The organism is Microbacterium sp. NPDC089696 (genome assembly GCF_044749125.1).
Classification (GTDB): domain Bacteria; phylum Actinomycetota; class Actinomycetes; order Actinomycetales; family Microbacteriaceae; genus Microbacterium.
In genome coordinates this window covers 620,897-640,646 of record NZ_JBIVHF010000002.1, presented here as the reverse complement: position 1 = coordinate 640,646, position 19,750 = coordinate 620,897, and the positions used below count along the sequence as shown (strand labels likewise).

The following is a 19,750-nucleotide window of genomic DNA, read 5'->3' as shown; positions in this document are numbered from 1 at the left end:
CGGGTAGCATGAGCCGATGTCCGTCCCACCCCGTCGAGGCCGTCCCCCGCTCACGTCGCGCGCGGCGATCCTCGACGCCGTGCTCGAGATCGGGCTGGACCGGGCAACGACCTCCGCCGTCGCGGAGCGGCTCGGCGTCGACCAGTCGACTCTCTATCGGCACATCTCGAGCCGCGAGGAGATGCTCGATGCCGCGGTCGGCGTCGCGGCGGCGCGGGCGGTCTGGCCGGATCCGGGCGAGGACTGGGCGCAGTACCTCCGCGATTGCGCGCAGGCCATGTGGACGATGTTCGTGTCCACTCCCGGACTCGCGCAGCGCGTGCGCGGGATGACGTCGATGCCCGAGGCCTTCGTGTTCCAGGCGTACCGCGTCGTGGAGCACCTGACCGTCGCCCTCGGCTTCTCGTTCCGCGAGGCCGCGCTCATCGTCGACACGATCGGCGACATGACCGCCGATTCGTACCTCACGATCGAGCTTCTCGACCGGGAGGTCGACGGGGAACGCACCTTCCGGGAGCTCGCGATCGAGACGATGGAGGATGCCGGCGATGCGGTGCCCGACGAGGGGATGGCGCAGGAGTACCTCGAGGTCATGCGCGACGCGATGGGCGAGCAGGGCAACCCCAGCAGCTGGTGGCGGGACAAGGTCGAGCTCGTGATCGACGGCGTCCGGCTGCGGCTGGAGCGGCGCGATCGGTGAGCGAGGTCGCGTACGACGGGATCCGGCGGGTTCCGCCGGGGTATCTGCTCACGACGTTCGAGTACGACATGGACGACCCGATCGTGTGGCCCGCGCACCGGCATGACGAGCACGAGCTGCTGTGGTCGGTCGGGGGCATGGCTCGCCTCGAGGCGGACGGGCGCGTGTGGGCGATCCCCCCGGCGCTCGCCGTCTGGGTGCCGTCGAGGGTCGCGCACCAGGCGTCGGCCGAGCGCGGCGCGCGTGTGCGGGCGACGTACTTCACCGAAGGAGGGCCGCATGACGGTGCGATGCCGAGTGTGGTCACCGGTGTCGCCATGACCGAGCCGCTGCGCGCGCTGCTCGACCACAACCTCATGGGGACGGTCGACACGGATGCCCGGATGCGGGTGCAGCGCGTCATCCTCGATCTGCTCGTGCCTGCACCGCGCGAGTCGTTCGAGCTCGTCATGCCCCGGAGTCCTCATCTGCACATGGTTGCGAGTGCCATCCTCGCCGACCCCGGCGACAAGCGCACGACCGCCGACTGGGGGTACGAGTGCGGCATGCACGGCCGCACGCTCGCGCGGCAGTTCGAGGTCGAGACCGGCATGACGTTCACGCAGTGGCGCATCCTCGCCCGCCTGCAGCTCGCGATCCGGGAACTGACCCACGGCCGTTCGATCGTGTCGGTCTCGCGTCAGGTCGGGTACCGAAATCCGTCGACGTTCATCGATCACTTCCGCGAGCTCACGGGGCAGACTCCCGCGGAATACGTGCGAGGGGCGCGATCGCCGCGGCCGTCGACCGGCTGAGCCCGTACCGAAACCGGTACAACTCGTCCCCTCCCCGGCATGGGTGATCGTCTAGCTTAGGTCAGGCAACCCTTACCAACGCCGGACGGTCGATGACCGCCCGGCGTTCCCCTGCGATCACAGGAGAAACATGTCCTCCCTCACCTCGGCGCGCCCGAATCGCGCCGTCCGCCTCCTCGGCCTCGTCACGGCATCCGCCGCAGTCCTCGCGCTCGCCGCGTGCAGCGCCCCGGCGGAGGGCGACTCGGCCGACGGGACGCGCGTCTACGAATCCGCCTTCGGCGATGTCGAGATCCCCGAGACGATCGAGCGCATCGTGTCGGTCGACTTCTACACGCCCGCAGCCCTGCTCGACATCGGGGTCACCCCGGTCGGCGTCGTGAACAGCTACTTCACGGACACCGAGGGTGTAGCGATCCCCACGCAGTACTCCGACGCGATCCGCGAGTCGGACGCCGAGTCGATCGGCGAGTACTACGAGCTCAACCTCGAGGCCGTCGCCAAGGCCGATCCCGATGTCATCATCGCGACCAGTGACTTCCTGCCCCTGGACGACCCGCTCCGCCCGGAGCTCGAGAAGGTCGCGCCGATCATCACCTTCGAGGCGCGCGACGGCGAGAGCTGGCGGACGCGCGCGACGGAGCTGGCCGAGATCCTCGACAAGGAAGGCGTCCTGCAGCCGCTCATCGACGAGTACGACGCGCGGCGCGATGAGATCAAGGAGCAGTACGCCGACGTCCTCGCGAACGAGGCCGTGACCGTGTTCGTCGCGAACGAGGACGACTGGGGCACCTACGGCGACACGCACTTCGCCACGCCCATCCTCCGGGACCTGGGAGCCACGTTCCGCGAGCAGGCGGATGACGAGATCAACGAGGCGAAGTTCCCGAACTGGTTCTCGTACGAGAACCTCGATCGTCTCGCCAACGCCGACGTGATCCTCGACGCACGCAGCGACGACGACGTGCTGGCGCCGCTCGCGACCAACGCGGTCTGGCTCAACCTCCCGGCGGTGCAGAACGGCATGGTCGTGGACTACATCCCGCTGTCGCCCACCGGGTCGTTCGGGTGGGCCTCCGAGAACCTCGAAGACCTCGCGGACATGCTCGCCGTGATCCAGGAGAAGGTCGACGCCCGCGGCTGATGACCGTCCTGCACGACCAGGAGGTGACGCGCACCGCCCGCCCCGCCCAGGGCCCGGTGCGCGTCACCGTCTCGCGCACCCTCTTCCTGCTCGCGGCCGCGGTGCTGCTCGCCGTGGTGTTCCTGCTCAGCCTGTGGGTCGGCGCGCGAGGCATCCCGTTCGCGGAGATCTGGACCGCCCTCTGGCATCCCGACGGCGGGGAGACGTCCTTCATCGTCCACGAGATGCGCATGTCGCGGGCGAGCCTCGCTCTCGTCCTCGGCGCCGCGCTCGGGGTCGCCGGCGCGCTCATCCAGGCGCTCACACGCAACCCGCTCGCCGACACCGGCATCCTCGGCGTCGGCGCCGGCGCGAACGTGGCTGTCGTGATCGCGATCGGTCTGTTCGGCGTCACCGCGATCTCGCAGTACCTGTGGTTCGCGTTCGTCGGGGCGATCCTCGTGACCGTGCTCATCTACGCCCTCGGCTCGATCGGGTCGGTCGGCGCGACCCCCATCCGCCTCACGCTCGTGGGCGTCGCGCTCGGTGCGCTCCTCGGCGGATTCGCCTCCGCCATCACCATGCTCCACCCCGAGTCCTTCGATGACATGCTGCGCTGGAGCGCCGGCTCGCTCGCCGGACGCGGCTGGGGGACGCTCGCGACGGTGGCCGTCCCCATCGCGATCGGCCTCGCCATCGCCGCCGTCGCGGGCCGGCCCCTCAACGCGATCTCGCTCGGCGACGACCTCGCCCGCTCCCTCGGCGCGAACGTGGTGCGCACGCGCATCCTCGTCATCATCGCGGTGACGCTGCTCGCCGGGGCGGCGACGGCGGCCGCCGGGCCCATCGGATTCGTCGGTCTGATGGTCCCGCACGTGGTGCGCTGGTTCACCGGTCCCGATCAGCGCTGGATCATCCCGTTCTCGGCGGTCGGCGCCGCCCTGCTGCTTCTCGCCTCCGATGTCATCGGCCGTGTCGTCCTCGCCCCGCAGGAGCTCGAGGTCGGCATCGTCACCGCCTTCGTCGGTGCCCCGGTGCTCGTCCTCCTCGCTCGTCGGACGAAGGTGAGCGGGCTGTGACCGCCACGGTCGACTTCGGCTACCGCCGGCTCGCCACGCGTCGGATGCCGTGGTCGGGTGCCGTGTCCCTCCGCGCCGTGCTCGTCACTCTGGCGATCGCCCTCGCGACCGCGGCCGGCGTCATCCTCTCCATCTCGACGGGGACCTACGACATCCCTCTCGACGAGGTGGTCGGCGGACTGCTCGGCACGGCCGACGGCGGCGTGGTGCTCGTGGTGCGCGAATGGCGGATGCCGCGGGCACTGCTCGCCGCGCTGTTCGGCCTGGCTCTCGGGATGTCGGGGGCCATGTTCCAGTCGCTCACCCGCAATCCGCTCGGATCGCCCGACATCATCGGCTTCTCGTCCGGGTCGTACACGGGGGCTCTCGTCGTGATCCTCGTCACGGGCGGCGGGTACTACGCCGTGGCGTCCGGAGCCCTCGTCGGCGGTATCGTCACCGCACTCGTGGTGTTCGTGCTCGCGTACCGTCGCGGCGTGCAGGGTTTCCGGCTGATCATCGTGGGCATCGGCGTCTCGGCGCTGCTCGCGGCGGTGAACACCTACCTCATGCTGAAGGCGACGACGGAGGAGCAGCTCACCGCCGGGGTGTGGGGGAGCGGATCGCTCAACGGCGTGTCGATCGATCACCTGCTCCCCGCAGTCGTCGTGCTCGCCGTGCTCGTGCCCGCCGCGCTCGCCCTCTCTCCCGCGCTCCGGGTGCTCGAGCTCGGCGACGATGCGGCCGGATCGCTCGGGTCGCGGCCGACCGTCGTACGGCTCGTCGCGATCGTCGTGGGCGTCGCGCTCGTCGCCCTCGTCACGGCGGCGGCGGGGCCGATCGCGTTCATCGCGCTCGTGGCTCCCCAGATCGCTCGACGGCTCACCCGGTCCGCCGGCATCGGCCTCGTCGCGGCCGGGATGACCGGGGCGCTCCTGCTCGTGATCAGCGACTTCCTCGCGCAGCGCGTGTTCGCCCCGCTGCAGCTGCCCGTCGGCATCGTCACCGTGTCCGTCGGCGGCTTCTACTTCGTCTGGCTCCTGATCAGGGAGACACGACGCCGATGACCGCACCCCCGAAAGATCCGCATCGCATGACCGCACCCGCTCCCGCATCCGCCGCATCCGCTCCGGCAGCCGTCCCGGCCCGCCTGCATGCCGACGACGTCTCCATCGGCTACGACCGGCGGGTGATCTCCGAGCATCTCGACGTGCGCATCCCGGACGGCTCGTTCACGGTCATCGTGGGGCCGAACGCGTGCGGCAAGTCCACGCTGCTGCGCAGCCTCGCCCGCCTGCTGAAGCCGTCAAGCGGTGCCGTGACGCTCGACGGGCGCTCGATCGCGAGCATGCCGTCGAAGGCTCTCGCCCGCGAGGTCGGGCTGCTGCCGCAGACGTCTCTCGCACCCGACGGGATCGTCGTCGCCGACCTCGTCTCCCGCGGACGCTACCCCCATCAGAAGCTCATCAGGCAGTGGTCGGCCGAGGACGAGCGCGCCGTCGCCGCAGCTCTCGCGGCGACGAACACGACCGGACTGTCGACGCGGCTCGTCGACGAGCTGTCCGGCGGCCAGCGCCAGCGCGTCTGGGTGGCGATGGCACTCGCGCAGGAGACCCCGATCGTGCTCCTCGACGAGCCCACCACGTTCCTCGACATCGCCCATCAGATCGAGCTGCTTGAGCTGTTCCGTCGACTCCATCACGAGGGACGCACGCTCGTGGCGGTGCTGCACGACCTCAATCACGCCGCGCGCTACGCCACCCACATCATCGCGATGAAGGACGGCGCGGTCGTCGCCGAGGGCACGCCGCGCGAGATCGTGACGGCTGAGCTCGTGCAGGAGGTCTTCGGACTCGACTGCGTGGTGATCGACGACCCGGTCGCAGGCAGTCCCCTGGTCGTGCCGAGAGGATCGGCGACGCTCCCGTGCTGAGACGAAGTCGGCGCGGTGCGAGCACGAGATGTCCGCTGCGCGACACGAGGCTCGCCTATGGTGAAAGTGACGCGGGTCGAGACGGACGAGCGTCCGTGAATCCCCTCCGGAGTACCTGATGTCCCGCTCTGCCCCTGCGCCCGCCGAGCGTCCCCGTTCCGCGGCGGACCCGACGTGACCACCACCGTCGGCAAGGTCTTCCAGGAGGGCGTCTGGGGTCGTGGACGCCGGATCCGCGCCGTGCTGTCGGTCGTCGGCTTCTGCGGCCACCAGTTGGCCGAGGTCATGGTGCCCGTCGCGGTCGGCGTCGTGATCGACCGGGCGATCGCCCCGGGAGACCCGGTCGCCCTCGCCTGGGCGCTCGTGTTCCTCGTGGCGGTGTTCGCGGTGCTGATCTGCGCCTGGCAGCTCGGCGACCGCGCCGGCACCCGGGTCTACGCGCAGGGCGAGCACGCGCTGCGGCAGGGCGTGCTCGGACTCGCGCTGCGTCGCCGCACGCGCCGCCCCGCGGGCGAGGTGCTGACGATCTCTTCGTCGGATGCCGGGCAGACCGCCGGGTTCTTCTGGGTCATCGCCGAGCAGGCCGCGTCGGCGACCGCCGTGCTCGTGGCGTGCTTCACCCTGCTCGTGATCGCCTGGCCGCTCGCGATCGCGGTCGTGATCGGCACGCTCGTGCAGGCGTTCGTCGTGCACGCGGTCAGCGGCGGTCTGCGGCGCCGCGGGTACGAGGCGCAGAAGCAGGCGGCGCGTCTCGACGCGGTGAGCACCGATTTCGCGACCGGTCTGCGTGTGCTCGGCGCGCTGGGCGGAGCCTCCCGGGCGACCGAGCGCTATGTGGCCGAGAGCGCTGTCGCGGCCGAGGCCGCCTACCGCGCCGAGAAGGCCGCGGCCGGCCTCGCGGCCCTGAACCTGCTCGTGAGCGGACTCGCCTTCACGGGCGTCGCGATGCTCGGCGGCTGGCTCGCGCTCGACGGCGCGATCACCGTGGGCGGCTTCGTCACGGCGATGGGCCTCGCGCAGACCATCCGCGGGCCGTTGCAGGCGCTCGGCTATCTGCCGGCGGCGATCGCGTCGAAGCACGGCTCGGCCCGGCGCATCGCGGAGTTCTCGGTCGAAGCGGGCGCGGTCGCCGACCGGGTCTCCGCGCGCGGTTCCGCGAGTCGTGCGGTGCGGACGTCGGACGACCGGGACGTCGTCGCGCGCCTGTCGGTCGGCGGCCGTGACATCGAGGTCCCGGCAGGCCAGGTCACCGGCATCCGCGCCGACCCCGACCGCATCGTCGACCTCGCGCGGCTGTTCGGCGGACTGCGTCCCGCGGAGCCCGGCGAGCTGCTGATCGGCGGGACGGACGCGGCGCACCTCGGCGACGAGGGGCTGCGCGCGGCGGTGTTCGCGCCTCCGCACGACGCGGCCGTGTTCAGCGGCACGGCGGCCGAGAACATCGCCGAGCACGTCCATGAGGCCCATCTGTCGGCATCCGCGTTCGACGAGGTGCTGCGCCGGCTCCCCGACGGTCTCGACGAGAGAGTCGGAGAACGCGGTCTGCGCCTGTCGGGAGGACAGCGTCAGCGGCTCCTGCTCGCGCGGGCGCTGCACCAGCCGCAGCCGCTCCTCGTGCTGCACGAGCCCACGACCGCGATCGACCCCATCACCGAGGCGCAGGTCGCCTCAGGTCTCGCGAGCGAGGGGCGCACGATCGTGCTGCTCACCGATCGGGCCTCGCTCCTGTCCAGCTGCCATCGGGTGCACGACCTGAGGGAGGCGCACGCATGAGCGACGAGAAGCTCCCGATCGCGAGTCGTCGCGACACCGCCCGAGGACTCCTCGCCGCCCTCGGCCACCGCCGTGGGCTGGCGCTCTCGGCGATGCTCACGCTGTGCGCGGGTGTCGGCGCCGCGCTCGTCGCGCCCTGGATCATCGGGCTCATGGTCGATGACATCGTCGCGGGCGGCGGTGCCCTGCTCCCGTACGGCCTCGCGCTCGCGGGGTCACTCGCCGGCGGTGCCGCCCTCACCTGGGTCGGCCGCGTCCTGCTGGCGCGCCTCGGTCAGGGGACCATCCGCGAGGTGCGCGAGGCCGCGTTCGGCACAGCCCTCGCCCAGCCGACCGCCCGCATCGAGGCCGCGGGCACGGGTGACCTGGTGGCGCGGCTGTCCGGCGACGTGCGAGCGGTCGGCGAAGTCGTCGAGGAGGCGCTGCCCGCGTTCCTCACCGCCCTGTTCGGCATCGTGCTCAGCATCCTCGGCCTCGGTCTGCTCGACTGGCGCTTCGCGCTGGCGGCGCTCGCGGCCGCGCCCATCCAGTACTTCTCGCTGCGCTGGTTCCTGCGCCGCTCCGCACCGGTGTACCGGGAGCATCGCGCCGTGGTCGCCGAGCGGGGTCAGCGCACGATCGAAGCGGTGCGCGGCGTCGACACCGTGCGCGCGCTGCGCTCCGAGGAGCGTCACCTCGACCGGATCGCGGAGTCGAGCACGCAGGCCATCGCTCTGGAGGTGCGGGCGACGAAGGTGCGCAACGACTTCAACGTGTTCCTCAACGGCGCCGAGCTCGTCGGCCTCTCGGCGGTGCTGCTCGTCGGATACCTCCTCGTCACGGGCGGCCACGTCGAACTCGGCGCGGCCTCGGCGGCGGCGCTGTACTTCCTCGGCCTGTTCGGCCCGATGGGGACGCTGCTCTACCGGATCGACGAGCTGCAGGATGCCGGGGCGAGCCTCGCGCGGCTGTTCGGCGTGATCGGACTGCCCACCCCGCGGGATCGGGGGACGGGTTCCGTGGTGGCCGAGCGTCGAGGGGCGATCGAGGTCGACGGCCTGTCGTTCAGCCACCTTCCGGACCGGCGCGACCTCGACGACGTGTCGCTCACCGCCGAGCCGGGGGACACCATAGCGATCGTCGGTGCGAGCGGCGCGGGCAAGACCACCCTCGCGCGAGTGCTCGCCGGCGCGCTGCCCGTGGGAGGCGGCGCGGTGCGCCACGACGATCGGGGCATCCAGGACTGGCATCCGCACGACCTCCGCGACGCCGTCGTGATGCTGAGCCAGGAGCCGCACGTGTTCGCCGGTACGGTGCGCGACGACCTCGCCCTGTTCGGCGACGGCGACGAGGGGCGGATGCGCGCCGCGATCGACCGGCTCGGCGCCGACTGGATCCTGCGCCTGCCCGAGGGACTCGACACCGTGATCGGGGAGTCCGGGCATCCGCTCACGCCCGGTCAGGCCCAGCACCTCGCGCTCGTTCGGGTCGCCCTGTCGTCGGCATCCGTCGTGATCCTCGACGAGGCCACCGCGGAGGCGGGATCGGCCGACTCGGAGCTGCTCGACGGGGCGTCGCTCGGCGCCATCGACGGACGTACGGGCATCGTGATCGCGCATCGGCTGAGCCAGGCCGTCGTGGCCGACCGCATCCTCGTGATGCAGGACGGCCGGGTCGTGCAGTCGGGAACGCACGACGAGCTCGTGGCGGAGACCGGGCCCTATGCCGAACTGTGGGCGGCCTGGACGCGGTGGTGACGCGCCCACCGTTCGGGACGCCCGTGGCGCGTGCGGTCAGGCCGTGAGGGCGCGGATGATGCGCTGGGTGGCGTAGTCGAACGCCGCGTCGACGTCGCCGCCGAGGCGGAACGCACCGCTGAGCTCCATCTGCAGGAACCCCGTCGACCATGCCGTGAACAGGCGCGCGGCGTCGAGCGCGTCGTCGGCGCCGACCAGGGCCTCGCACGCCCGGAGCACGGGGCGGGCCGTCTCGCGGAGGGCCTCGGGCGGGGCAGACGAGGTGAACAGGAGGCGGAACCCCTCGGGCTGGTCGTGCGCGAAACCACGGTAGGCGCCGGCGATCCCGGCGAGTCCGCCGTCGGTGCGCTCGAGGCGTTCGGTGAGGTCGTCGGCGATCGCCTGGGTCACGGCGGAGAGCAGGGCGTCGCGATCGCGCACGCGCTTGTACAGCGACGGGGCGCGCACTCCGACGCGGGCGGCCACGGCCTGCATCGTGACGCCGGCGGGTCCGTTCTCCTCGAGGATCCCGCGTCCGGCCGCGACGATGGCGGGGAGTGAGGTGCGGTCGGGTGTCGGCATCCGGTCCTCCGGGTTCTGGTCACGATGGCTATTGACAATAGCCATGATAGCTACGTATCGTAGCCTTCGCAACCGAAGGGATTCGCCATGAAGCTCGCACCGCACCTCCACCGTCTGGGCAACGACATCGTCGCCTCGTACCTCATCGACCTGCCCGAGGGGATCACGCTCATCGACGCGGGGATGCCGGGGCACTGGCACGACCTGCAGCGCACGCTCGTCGAGATCGGCCGGCCGATCTCCGACATCCGCGGCGTCGTGCTCACCCACGGCGACGGCGATCACATCGGCTTCGCGGAGCGACTGCGCACCGAGGCCGACGTGCCGGTCTTCATCCACGCCGCCGACGCCCACCGCGTGCGCACCGGGGAGAAGCCGAAGACGCCCATGGGCCCGTCCCGCCTCGGCCCGATGCTCGGGTTCCTCGCCTACGGCATCCGCAAGAACGCGCTCCGCACGCGGCAGGTCGCCGAGGTCGTCGAGGTGGCGGACGGCGACGTGCTCGACCTGCCCGGCGCACCCGTGATCATCGGGATGCCGGGACATTCGCCGGGCAGCGTCGCGATCCACGTGCCCGCGGTGGACGCGGTGTTCGTCGGAGACGCGCTCACCACCCGGCACGTGCTGACCGGTCGTGAGGGTGCGCAACCGGCCCCGTTCACGGACGAGCCGGACCGCGCGCTGGACTCCCTCGACCGGCTCGCCGCCGTTCCGGCGTCCTGGGTCCTGCCCGGGCATGGCGCCCCGTGGCACGGCACGCCCGCCGACATCGCCGCCGCGGTCAGAGCCGCCTGACCTCCACCCGCCTCAGAGCGCCGCGAGCACCGAGGCCGTATCGCCGATCGTCAGCTGCGGCGGGTACAGGCCCATGACGTGCACCGCGGCGGCGTGGTTCTCGGCCGTCGAGCCCGCACAGGCGTCGGCGACCACCGTGACGCGCGCCCCGGCATCCGCGGCGGCGAGCGCCGTCGACAGCACGCAGCAGTCGGTCGAGACGCCGGTCAGCACGACGTGCGCGCCGTGTCCGACGACCGCCTCGATCGCGGGTCCCCACTTGCCGAAGGTCGGCAGGTCGAGGGTCGGATGCGGGGACAGGTCCTGCGCGGCAGGCACCAGGTCGAACAGGGGGTCGTCGGCGGGGCGGTCGGCGAACGGCCACTCGGCGAAGTAGTTGCCCCAGGCCGTGGAGCGGTCGGCCGTCGGCATCCAGCGAGTCACGAGCACGCGGTCGCCGAACGCGGCGGCGAGCTCGCGGATGCGTACGATCGCCTCGCCGAAGAACGGAGAGCCCCACGCCGAGTCCGGCGACGCGAAGATGTGCTGGGGGTCGATCACGACCAGCCAGGGCCGCGCATCCGGCTCCATCACGCCGTCTGCTCCTGGCGGCGGATCACACCCGCGCGCGCGAACCACGTGAAGACGAACGACAGCACGAGGGCGAAGAACACGCCGAGGTTCGCGTACGCCCAGTCGCCGTCGACGCCGCCGACGAGGAACAGCAGATATCCCTGCCAGTTGTTCCACGGTGCGGCCTCCGCGAAGCCGTTGAGCACCAGGCCCCACCCGATCACGCTCGTCACGATCATGGTGCCGATCGAGATCCAGTCCCAGGCGCCGTAGCGGCCGCGGCTGTCGAACAGCGCCTCCTCGTCGTAGTCCTTCCTCCGGCGCAGGATGTCGGCGATGAGGATGCCGGCCCACGAGGCGAGCGGCACGCCGAGCGTGATGAGGAAGCTCTGGAACGGGCCGAGGAAGTCGGTCGCGAAGAACACGACGTAGATCGTGCCGAGGGTGAGGATCACGCCGTCGATCGCGGCGGCGGACGGGCGGGGGATGCGGATGCCCAGGCTCAGCAGCGTGAGGCCGGAGGAGTAGATGCCGAGGACTGCGCCCGAGACGAGGGCGAGCACGGCGGTGAGCAGGAACGGCACGAGCACCCACACCGGCAGGATCGTCGCGAGGGCGCCGATCGGATCCGCCTGGACGGCGGCGAACAGGTCGTCGTTCGAGCCGGCGAGCAGCAGGCCGAAGATCACCAGGATGACCGGGGCGATCGAACCGCCGATCGTGTTCCAGGCGACGATCGCCCCGTCGGAGGCCGTGCGCTTCTGGTAGCGCGACCAGTCGGCGGCGATGTTGATCCAGCCGAGGCCGAACCCCGTCATGACCATGACGAGCGCGCCGATGACCTGGCCGAGGCCGCCGTCGGGACGCGCCATCACCGCGGCGAGGTCGATGCTCGGGGCGGCGAGGATGACGTAGAGCACGGTGACCGCGCCGGTGAGCCAGGTGAGCACCGACTGCAGCTTCATGATCGTGTGGTACCCGAGCACCGAGGCTGCGACGATCAGGGCGGCGACGATGACGGTCGCGACGATCTTCAGGGCGATGCTCTCTCCGTCGCCGCCGAGCTGCGTGATGACGGTCGCGGTGGCGAGCACGGCCATGATGGCGAGGAACGTCTCCCACCCGATGGACGTGAGCCACGAGACGATGCCCGGCACCTTCTGCCCCTGCACGCCGAACGCCGCGCGCGAGAGCACCATGGTCGGAGCGGAGCCGCGCTTGCCTGCGATCGCGATGAGCCCGCACAGCAGGAACGACACCACGATGCCGATGATCGACACGATCGTCGCCTGCCAGAACGAGATGCCGAATCCGAGCACGAACGATCCGTACGACATGCCGAACACCGATACGTTCGCCGCGAACCACGGCCAGAACAGGTCGCGGGGCTTCGCGGTGCGCTCGGACTCGGGGATGATCTCGATGCCCGCGCGCTCGATGAGGGCGCCGCGGGTCTCCACGGGCTGGATCTGCGTCATCTGCTCATGATGGCACCGACCCGCGCCCGTGGGGCGGAGCGTGACACTCAGCCGGCGAAGAACGCTCCGGCGACGCGCGTGAGGTCGTGCAGGTCAGAGACCCCCGCGAGCTCGCGCGCCGAGTGCATCGACAGGATCGGGATGCCGACGTCGACGGTGCGGATGCCGAGGCGCGTGGCCGTGATGGGACCGATCGTCGACCCGCACGGCACGTTGTTGTTCGACACGAACTCCTGCGTCGCGATCTCGGCCGCGTCGCACCAGCGGTGCCAGGCGGCCGCACCGACGGCATCCGTCGCGTAGCGCTGGTTGGCGTTGATCTTGAGGATGGGCCCCGAACCGAGGACGGGCTGCACCACGGGGTCGTGCTTCTGCGCGTAGTTCGGGTGCACCGAGTGGCCCACGTCGCTCGAGAGGCACCACGACGAGGCGAAGGCCTGTCGGCGCTGCGAGGCGTCGGCTCCGAGCGCGTCGTACACGCGGCCCAGGATGTCTTCGAGGAAGGGACCGGCGGCGCCGGAGCGCGAGTTCGAGCCGAGCTCCTCGTGGTCGAACGCCGCGAGCACGGCGATCGGGCCGGACTCCGCGGTGCCCGCCTTCTCGAGGGCGACGATCCCCGCGTGCACGGAGGCGAGGTCATCGAGACGTCCCGAGGCGAAGAACGCGTCGTCCTTGCCGAACACGGCACCGCGGGCGGAGTCGGCGATCACGACGTCGTAGCCGCGGATGTCGTCGGCGTCGACCCCGGCGGACCCGGCGAGCTCGGCGAGGACGTCGGCCTCGGTCGCATCGCCCAGACCCCACACGGGCTGCGTCTCGGTCTGCTTGTCGAGCGCGAGACCGTTGTTGTTGACGCCGCGGTCGAGGTGCACCGCGAGCTGGGGCAGACGCAGGAGGGCGCCGGTGTCGGCGAGCACGACGCGCCCGTCGGAGAGCGCCAGACGGCCGGCCAGACGCAGTTCGCGATCGAGCCAGGAGTTCAGCAGCGGACCGCCGTACACCTCGACCGCGGCCTGCAGCCAACCGCGGCTGCCGGTGGTCGGCTGCGGCTTGAGCTTGAAACCGGGCGAGTCGGTGTGGGCGCCGAACACATGGGTCGGCGTGGTGGCCGTGGCGTCGGACGGCACGGTCCACGCGATGGCGGCGCCGTCGCGGACCACGACGTAGCGGCCGCCGGGGACGATCTCCCAGGCGTCCTCCTCCTGCAGGGGCGCGAAGCCCGCGGCCTCCAGGCGCCGGGCCGTCTCCGCGGCGGCGTGGTAGCTGGAGGGCGAGGCGGCGACGAAGTCGGCGAGGTCCTCGGCGTGGGCGATGGCGTCGGGGGTGACGGGCATGGTCGACCTTCCTGGTGGCGTCCTTCGATCGTAATCGGCGGGCGCGGGGCCGTCGTGGCGCGGGCGTCCGGCGCGCACCCCGTTCACCCGCGCGTCATCTTCCCGCGGTACGGTGGTCCCGATAGCGCCTAGGGTTCCGGGGCGCGACACCGTCCGGGAGGTCGGGGTCGCCCCGTCTGGTCCGAGCGGCGCCACGGCAGCCCTCCGCAGGGATGCCGTCATCTGACAGGACAAAAGCCCGGAGGACCCTGTTCGTCGCGCCCCGCGATGGATGGAAGGGTCGGTCATGTCCGCTTTCGCGTTCGTCCTCGTCATCACCGCCGCTCTCGCGCACGCCGCCTGGAACGTCATCGCGCACGGGGTGAGCAAGGCGGGCACGCCGTTCCTCTGGTGGGGCGCCGTGGGCAGCACGGTCGTGTGGATCGGCGTCATCCCGTTCACGGGCGGCCTCGGCACCGACGACCTGTGGGGCTTCGCGCTGGGCGTCGCGGTGTCGGGCGTGCTCCACGTGCTCTACATGGCCGTGCTGCAGCGGGGGTACCGGGAGGGCAACCTGTCGACCGTGTACGCGACGGCGCGCGGCACCGGACCGTTCCTGTCGGTGATCGTGGCGGTGCTGCTGCTCGGCGAGAGACCGTCGCTGCTCGCGCTGGTCGGAGTCGCGGCGATCATCGTGGGGGTCGTGGCGATCGGGCTCGTCGACCGCGGCCGGGGAGGGGGAGCGCGGCGCCGTCTCGATCCCGGACTCGTCTTCGGTCTGTTGACGGGCGTCGCGATCGCCGCGTACACGATCTGGGACGCGAACGCCGTGCGCACCTGGGGTCTGTCACCCGTCGCGTTCATGGTCGGCACGACGCTGCTCGAGATCCCCTTCTACACGGCGGGGGTGCGCCGGCGGTGGCCTGCCGTGCGGATGCTGTGGACCACGCAGTGGCGGCGGATCGTCGCGTTCAGCATCCTGTCGCCGCTGTCGTACATCCTCGTGCTCACGGCGATCCAGATCGCGCCGGTCGCACTCGTCGCTCCACTGCGCGAGGTGAGCGTCGTGCTCGTCAGCCTGTTCGGCGTGTTCGTGCTTCGGGAGAGCCGCCCGGGATGGCGCATCGCGGCATCCGCGGTCGTCGCCGCCGGCATCGTGCTGCTGGCGCTCTGACGGCGTCATCGCGCCGTGCTGATTGGATGGAGTCGTGATGACGTGGGAGTTCCGTGCTGCCGGACAGGCGGACGCCGAGTGGATGGCCGAACTGCGTGCCGTCGTCATGCGTTCCGACCTCGAGCGGCTGGGGCGTTTCGACCCCGTGCGGGTGCGGACCCGGTTCCTCGACGCTTACGTGCCGGAGGCCACGCGCGTGGTCGTGGTGGACGGGGCGGATGCCGGACTCGTCGCCGTCCGGCCGGAGCGCGACGAGACCTGGATCGAGCACTTCTACCTGGATCCTTCGGTGCAGGGGCGCGGGATCGGCGCCGCCGTGCTCTCGACCCTGCTCGCGGAGGGCGCGGTCGGGGACACCTTCCGGCTGAACGTGCTGCAGGGCAGCCCCGCGAGGAGGTTGTACGAGCGGCACGGTTTCGTCGCTCATGCCGCGGACGAGGTCGACGTCTTCATGACGCGGGCCTGCTGAGCATCGCTCGCCGGCGTGACCGGTTGAGATCGGGTGTGCTCCCGTGGGACCTCAGCGGAACTCGACGAGTCCCGCGTGGGCCGCGGTCACGAGGATCTGCACGCGATCGCGCACGTGCCACTTCGACATGATGCGCCCGAGGTGCGCCTTGACCGTCCCCTCGGACACGATGAGCGAGCGGGCGATCTCGGCGTTCGACATGCCCTGCGCGAGGCGCTGCAGCACCTCCTGCTCGCGATCCGTGAGCTCCTCGAGAGTGCCGTCGCTCGCAACCGGCTCGGTGTCGCGCACGTGCTTGATGAGCAGCGAGGCGATGCGCGGGGAGAGCGAGCTCTGTCCGCTGTACACCTCGCGCACGGCGGAGACGATGCTCGCGGCGCTGGAGTCCTTGAGCATGTACCCCGAGGCGCCCGCGCTGAGCATCGGCAGCACCGTGTCGCTGCCGTCGAGCGTGGTGACGGCGAGGATGCGGATCTCCGGCCACCGCTCGGCGATCACGGCTGTCGCCTCGATGCCGTTCATCTCGGGCATCTGGACGTCCATCATCACCACGTCCGGGCGTTCGCGCTCGACGGTGTCGATGCCTTCGAGTCCGGTCTCCGCCTCGGCGATCACGGTGATCTCGGGGTCGCGGGAGACGAAGTGGGACAGGGCAGAGCGCACGAGGGGATCGTCATCGACGATCACGACACGGATTTCCGGCATGGAGGAAGCCTACCTGCGGCGAGCCTCACCGCGAAGGACTAGACGTTCGTCTAGTTGACTCTGGCCAGAAGACAGATGTGCAGCCCCGGCACTCACCGAGATGATGAATACATCACTAATCAAAAGTACAACTCAGGAGGTGAATTTCATGGGCTTTTGGAACGCAGTTGGCAAGATGTTTGGCTTCTATTGATAACTTACCTGGAACTTAGAACATACTGAAGTATGGTCTTCCGTTCCCCCCGCCGAGTCGGTTCTGACCCCGCCCGTTTCGGGCGTGGGGAGAGACCCACCGTCATCGAGCGGATAGCGGTGCTGGGAATCGTCGGGACGATCGTCGTCATCAATGTCGTGGATGCGCTCGTGTCTGCGAACGTCGACCCCCTCGCTACAGTGATCGGGATCGCGCTGACAGGAATGTTGGCGGTGTTCCTCTGGTCACCTCTCATCGCGGTATGCGGACTCGGCATCATCTTCGCGCTCTCCTTTCTCGTGGGAGCGGAGTCGCAGAGTCTGATCATCCTCGCGATCGCTGCAGGGCTCGTAGTCCGATTGGGCTGGAGTTCGCTCGTTTTCATCTATGCAGGAGTGTTCCTGCTCGCAACGGCTCTGGTCGCTGTGGGCATCAACACGAACCCGATCAACGTCGGCGTCTACCTCATCGCCGCCGTGGTCTCCAGCGTCATCGGGTACGCGCTGCGACTCGCCTTCGCACGAGGGCGCAAGCTCGAGGTGGAACTGGCCGAGAAGGCCGAACAGGAACGACAGGCGGTTCTCGCCGAGCGACGATGGATCGCCGGCGAGTTGCACGACAGCATCGCCCATCACCTCACGGTGGTGTCGCTGCACGTGCAGATGCTCGACGACGCCGACGCGAGTCCGGCGTCACAGGAGGCCATCCGCATCGCGGCCCGAAAGGCCATGACGGACCTCCGCTTCGTGATCGATCTCGCCGACGACGGCCCCCGTGCTTCGGGCATGCCGGCCGGCGATCTCGCCGCCTCGATCGCCGAGGCCACCGAGGAGTTCGAATCCGCCGGCCAGACCGTGCTGCTCGTGGGCGATCCCGCCGATGAGCGCATCCCGCGCGCGGCCGAGATCATCTTCGCGCGCATCATGCGCGAGTCCGCGACCAACGTCCTCAAGTACGCGGGGCAGGGTCAGGTCGAGATCCGCCTCGACGTGACCGACGACGCCGCCGGCCTGACCGTCGCGAGTCCGCTCTCGGCGACGCCCCGGCGCGAGCTGTCGTCCAGCCGCACGGGCATCGGACGCATGGCGGAGCGTGTGCTCGGCGCCAGCGGCGAGTTCAGTGCGGGAGAGGTCGACGGGCGCTGGGTCGTCTCGGCTCACCTGCCGATCGCCCGCCGGGCGCGTGCGGAGGACGACGACGCGCCTGCGACGGATGTCGGCGCTCCCACCGCAGAGACGGTAGAGTCCTCGGAGAGCCCTCGCGTCGAGACCCGCATTCTCCGCAGGACTAGACGAAAGTCTATGTAAGGTCTCGACGTTCGACGGTGTTCCATGGTGCATCTGGGCGCTTACCTTGGTACTACCCCAGAAATAGCGCATCCCCAGCGCTTTGATCGCGAGCGCGATCCTTGGAATCTGATCCCCATCGCGCTCGCGATCGGCTTCTTCTCCAGAAGAACGTCGACGTCCCGACTCTCGATCGAGACGATCGTCAGCCGCCCACTGCACGCATGTAGTGCCCGTCCGTGGATATCCCGGACGCCGCCACCGTGAAGCGCACCACCTCGCTGAGATAGCGATCCTCCGACGCCTCGAAGATCCGGCCGTCCGCGTCGCGGGAGATCCGGCTGAGACGCAGGATCGGCGCCCCCTGCGGAATGCGCAGCAACGCGGCATCCTGCTCGTCGGCGGCCACGGCGTCGATCTGATGCTGAAGACCGACGATCGGATGTCCGATCGAGGCGAGATACTCCGTGATCGAGATCGCGTCGGTGTCGACCTCGAAGAGCCTCCGCCCCGGGACCTCCGTGTAGAACAGGCGCTCGAGCATGGTCGGACGTCCGTCCAGCGAGCGGAGGCGCACGACGCTCACGATGGTGTCGTCAGAGGCGACTCCGAGCAGTTCGGCGCGATCACCGGCCTTCCGCAGGCTCACCTCCTGCGTCTCGGCGCCGGGCGTGACGCCCAGCTCGCGCGCCCAGCGCGTGAAGGGCACGGACACGTCGACGGCCTGGCTCGCCTTGCGAGCGACCACACGCGCCGGGCGCCCGCGTCCGGTCTCGATCAGCCCCTCGCCGCGCAGGCGTGCCAGTGCGTTGCGGATCGGTCCGCGAGACGTGCTCCACCGTTCGGCGAGCTCCGCCTCGGTGGGGATGTCGTCTCCCGGGCGCAGCGCGCCGATCGCGATCTGGGTCCGCAGGTCGTCGGCGATCTGGGTGTACACAGCTTCAGCCACATAGGCATACTACTTCGCCATACCCATCGCCGCCCCGCTGTTCCATGCGTGTTCATGCGGAGGAATCGCGAGGGAATCGCGGGTGAACGAACCCTGAACACTTCCGAGTTAGGTACATACCTCGACCCCTGTCCTGTCAGAGTTGCTCATGGATCACCCCTCACACCTCTGAAAGGTCCTCATGAAGCTTCGCGCTCTCCCCGCCCTCGCCGGCGCCGCGATCCTCGCGCTCGGCCTCGCCGGTTGCTCCGGTGCCGCCGACGCGACCGACTCCGGTTCCGACGCCGCCGCGGCGTCCACCGCCGGCGGCTTCGCGGTCGACGAGAACACGCTCGTGTTCGGCGTCGTGCCCGACTCCGTCGACACCGAGACCAACTACCAGCCGCTCATGGACTACATCGCAGAGATCACCGGCAAGACGGTCGAGTACCACGAGTCCACCGACTACGCCGCACTCATCGAGGCCGCGGTCGCCGGCAAGGTCGACGTCGCATCGTTCTCCGGCTTCACCTACGTGACCGCGACGAACAACGGCGCGAAGCTGACCCCGATCTCCTCGATCGTCACCGAGGAGGGCCAGGAGCCCGGCTACTACTCGCAGGCGATCGTTCCCGCGGACAGCGACATCGACAGCATCGAGGACTTCAAGGGCAAGAAGGTCTGCTTCGTCGACCCGTCCTCGACCTCCGGCTACCTCTTCCCGTCGTACAACCTGCTCGAGGCCGGCATCGACCCGACGACCGACATCACGCCGGTCTTCGCGGGCAAGCACGACGTCTCGGTGCAGAAGGTCGGCGAGGGCGTGGAGTGCGAAGTCGGCTTCGCCGAGGACTCCGAGGTCGCCAAGTCCGACGCCGTCAAGGTGATCGACGAGACCATGGTGCCGGGCGCGCCGCTCGTCTACTCCTCGACGCTCCCCGACGATATCGCGCAGGAGCTGATCGACGGCCTCGGCCAGATCACGATCGACGACATCATCGCCGCGGGCATCGAGAGCGCCGACTCGGACGCTTTCCGCAACGTGTTCCACGCCACGGAGCCGGTCGACGACGAGTACTACGACCTCATCCGCGACATCTGCAAGGAGACCGAAGCGGAGCAGTGCAAGGCCTGACCGCCTGATCGGGACGGAACGCGTCGACCTTCGGCGCGTTTCGT

The 19,750-nt window shown here is 70.2% G+C and carries 19 protein-coding genes; 13 read left to right on the top strand and 6 right to left on the bottom strand.

Annotated elements, in window-relative coordinates; all coding sequences use genetic code 11:
• Positions 1-16: 16 nt before the first annotated feature.
• From ACIPY8_RS13490 to ACIPY8_RS13455, 8 genes are all read left to right on the top strand, one after another.
• Positions 17-700, top strand: coding sequence for a TetR/AcrR family transcriptional regulator (locus tag ACIPY8_RS13490; protein ID WP_400819016.1), 684 nt, complete (start codon positions 17-19; stop codon positions 698-700).
• The gene (locus ACIPY8_RS13485) at positions 697-1,494 is read left to right on the top strand and encodes a helix-turn-helix domain-containing protein (RefSeq protein WP_400819014.1); all 798 of its coding nucleotides are present in this window, start codon (positions 697-699) and stop codon (positions 1,492-1,494) included. The genes ACIPY8_RS13490 and ACIPY8_RS13485 overlap by 4 nt, the downstream gene beginning before the upstream one ends.
• Positions 1,495-1,624: 130 nt before the next feature.
• The gene (locus tag ACIPY8_RS13480; protein ID WP_400819011.1) at positions 1,625-2,638 is read left to right on the top strand and encodes an ABC transporter substrate-binding protein; all 1,014 of its coding nucleotides are present in this window, start codon (positions 1,625-1,627) and stop codon (positions 2,636-2,638) included.
• On the top strand, positions 2,638-3,696 hold the full coding sequence (locus ACIPY8_RS13475) for a FecCD family ABC transporter permease (protein WP_400819009.1): 1,059 nt from the start codon (positions 2,638-2,640) through the stop codon (positions 3,694-3,696). Before ACIPY8_RS13480 ends, ACIPY8_RS13475 begins: the two co-directional genes overlap by 1 nt.
• The gene (locus tag ACIPY8_RS13470) at positions 3,693-4,742 is read left to right on the top strand and encodes a FecCD family ABC transporter permease (protein ID WP_400819007.1); all 1,050 of its coding nucleotides are present in this window, start codon (positions 3,693-3,695) and stop codon (positions 4,740-4,742) included. The genes ACIPY8_RS13475 and ACIPY8_RS13470 overlap by 4 nt, the downstream gene beginning before the upstream one ends.
• A 26-nt stretch (positions 4,743-4,768) precedes the next feature.
• A complete protein-coding gene (locus tag ACIPY8_RS13465) occupies positions 4,769-5,608 on the top strand; it encodes an ABC transporter ATP-binding protein (protein WP_400819004.1) in 840 nt (279 codons plus the stop codon).
• A 174-nt stretch (positions 5,609-5,782) separates the two neighbouring features.
• On the top strand, positions 5,783-7,381 hold the full coding sequence (locus tag ACIPY8_RS13460) for an ABC transporter transmembrane domain-containing protein (protein WP_400819001.1): 1,599 nt from the start codon (positions 5,783-5,785) through the stop codon (positions 7,379-7,381).
• Positions 7,378-9,117: an ABC transporter ATP-binding protein gene (locus tag ACIPY8_RS13455; protein WP_400818998.1), complete on the top strand. Its 1,740-nt coding sequence runs from the start codon at positions 7,378-7,380 to the stop codon at positions 9,115-9,117. Before ACIPY8_RS13460 ends, ACIPY8_RS13455 begins: the two co-directional genes overlap by 4 nt.
• A gap of 36 nt (positions 9,118-9,153) precedes the next feature.
• Here ACIPY8_RS13455 and ACIPY8_RS13450 read toward each other — a convergent pair whose 3' ends face one another.
• Positions 9,154-9,723, bottom strand: coding sequence for a TetR/AcrR family transcriptional regulator (locus tag ACIPY8_RS13450; RefSeq protein ID WP_400818995.1), 570 nt, complete (start codon positions 9,721-9,723; stop codon positions 9,154-9,156).
• 42 nt (positions 9,724-9,765) lie between these two features.
• On the opposite strand from ACIPY8_RS13450, the gene ACIPY8_RS13445 reads away from it, so the two are divergent.
• Entirely contained in the window at positions 9,766-10,473 is a 708-nt protein-coding gene (locus ACIPY8_RS13445; RefSeq protein ID WP_400818992.1) for an MBL fold metallo-hydrolase, read from the top strand.
• Positions 10,474-10,485: 12 nt separating this feature from the next.
• On the opposite strand, the gene ACIPY8_RS13440 is transcribed toward ACIPY8_RS13445, so the two are convergent.
• Genes ACIPY8_RS13440 through ACIPY8_RS13430 form a run of 3 tightly spaced genes read right to left on the bottom strand, consistent with a single transcriptional unit; the run spans position 10,486 to position 13,837 of the window.
• Positions 10,486-11,043: a cysteine hydrolase family protein gene (locus tag ACIPY8_RS13440; RefSeq protein ID WP_400820340.1), complete on the bottom strand. Its 558-nt coding sequence runs from the start codon at positions 11,041-11,043 to the stop codon at positions 10,486-10,488.
• Positions 11,043-12,503, bottom strand: a complete 1,461-nt coding sequence (locus ACIPY8_RS13435) for a purine-cytosine permease family protein (RefSeq protein ID WP_400818990.1) — start codon at positions 12,501-12,503, stop codon at positions 11,043-11,045. The genes ACIPY8_RS13440 and ACIPY8_RS13435 overlap by 1 nt, the downstream gene beginning before the upstream one ends.
• A gap of 47 nt (positions 12,504-12,550) precedes the next feature.
• The gene (locus ACIPY8_RS13430; protein WP_400818988.1) at positions 12,551-13,837 is read right to left on the bottom strand and encodes a M18 family aminopeptidase; all 1,287 of its coding nucleotides are present in this window, start codon (positions 13,835-13,837) and stop codon (positions 12,551-12,553) included.
• Positions 13,838-14,123: 286 nt separating this feature from the next.
• On the opposite strand from ACIPY8_RS13430, the gene ACIPY8_RS13425 reads away from it, so the two are divergent.
• Together ACIPY8_RS13425 and ACIPY8_RS13420 are read left to right on the top strand one after the other, a co-directional pair.
• Complete coding sequence (locus ACIPY8_RS13425) at positions 14,124-14,990, top strand: EamA family transporter (protein ID WP_400818985.1); 867 nt, start codon at positions 14,124-14,126, stop codon at positions 14,988-14,990.
• Positions 14,991-15,027: 37 nt separating this feature from the next.
• On the top strand, positions 15,028-15,459 hold the full coding sequence (locus ACIPY8_RS13420; protein WP_400818982.1) for a GNAT family N-acetyltransferase: 432 nt from the start codon (positions 15,028-15,030) through the stop codon (positions 15,457-15,459).
• Positions 15,460-15,510: 51 nt separating this feature from the next.
• On the opposite strand, the gene ACIPY8_RS13415 is transcribed toward ACIPY8_RS13420, so the two are convergent.
• Positions 15,511-16,164 carry a response regulator gene (locus tag ACIPY8_RS13415; protein ID WP_400818979.1) on the bottom strand — a complete coding sequence of 218 codons (654 nt, stop codon included), beginning with the start codon at positions 16,162-16,164 and terminating at the stop codon, positions 15,511-15,513.
• A 312-nt stretch (positions 16,165-16,476) separates the two neighbouring features.
• On the opposite strand from ACIPY8_RS13415, the gene ACIPY8_RS13410 reads away from it, so the two are divergent.
• On the top strand, positions 16,477-17,664 hold the full coding sequence (locus tag ACIPY8_RS13410; RefSeq protein ID WP_400818977.1) for a sensor histidine kinase: 1,188 nt from the start codon (positions 16,477-16,479) through the stop codon (positions 17,662-17,664).
• A gap of 184 nt (positions 17,665-17,848) precedes the next feature.
• Here the strand turns inward: ACIPY8_RS13410 and ACIPY8_RS13405 are convergent, their stop codons facing one another.
• A complete protein-coding gene (locus ACIPY8_RS13405; protein WP_400818975.1) occupies positions 17,849-18,592 on the bottom strand; it encodes a GntR family transcriptional regulator in 744 nt (247 codons plus the stop codon).
• A gap of 181 nt (positions 18,593-18,773) precedes the next feature.
• On the opposite strand from ACIPY8_RS13405, the gene ACIPY8_RS13400 reads away from it, so the two are divergent.
• Positions 18,774-19,706 carry a phosphate/phosphite/phosphonate ABC transporter substrate-binding protein gene (locus tag ACIPY8_RS13400; protein WP_400818973.1) on the top strand — a complete coding sequence of 311 codons (933 nt, stop codon included), beginning with the start codon at positions 18,774-18,776 and terminating at the stop codon, positions 19,704-19,706.
• Positions 19,707-19,750 lie beyond the last annotated feature (44 nt).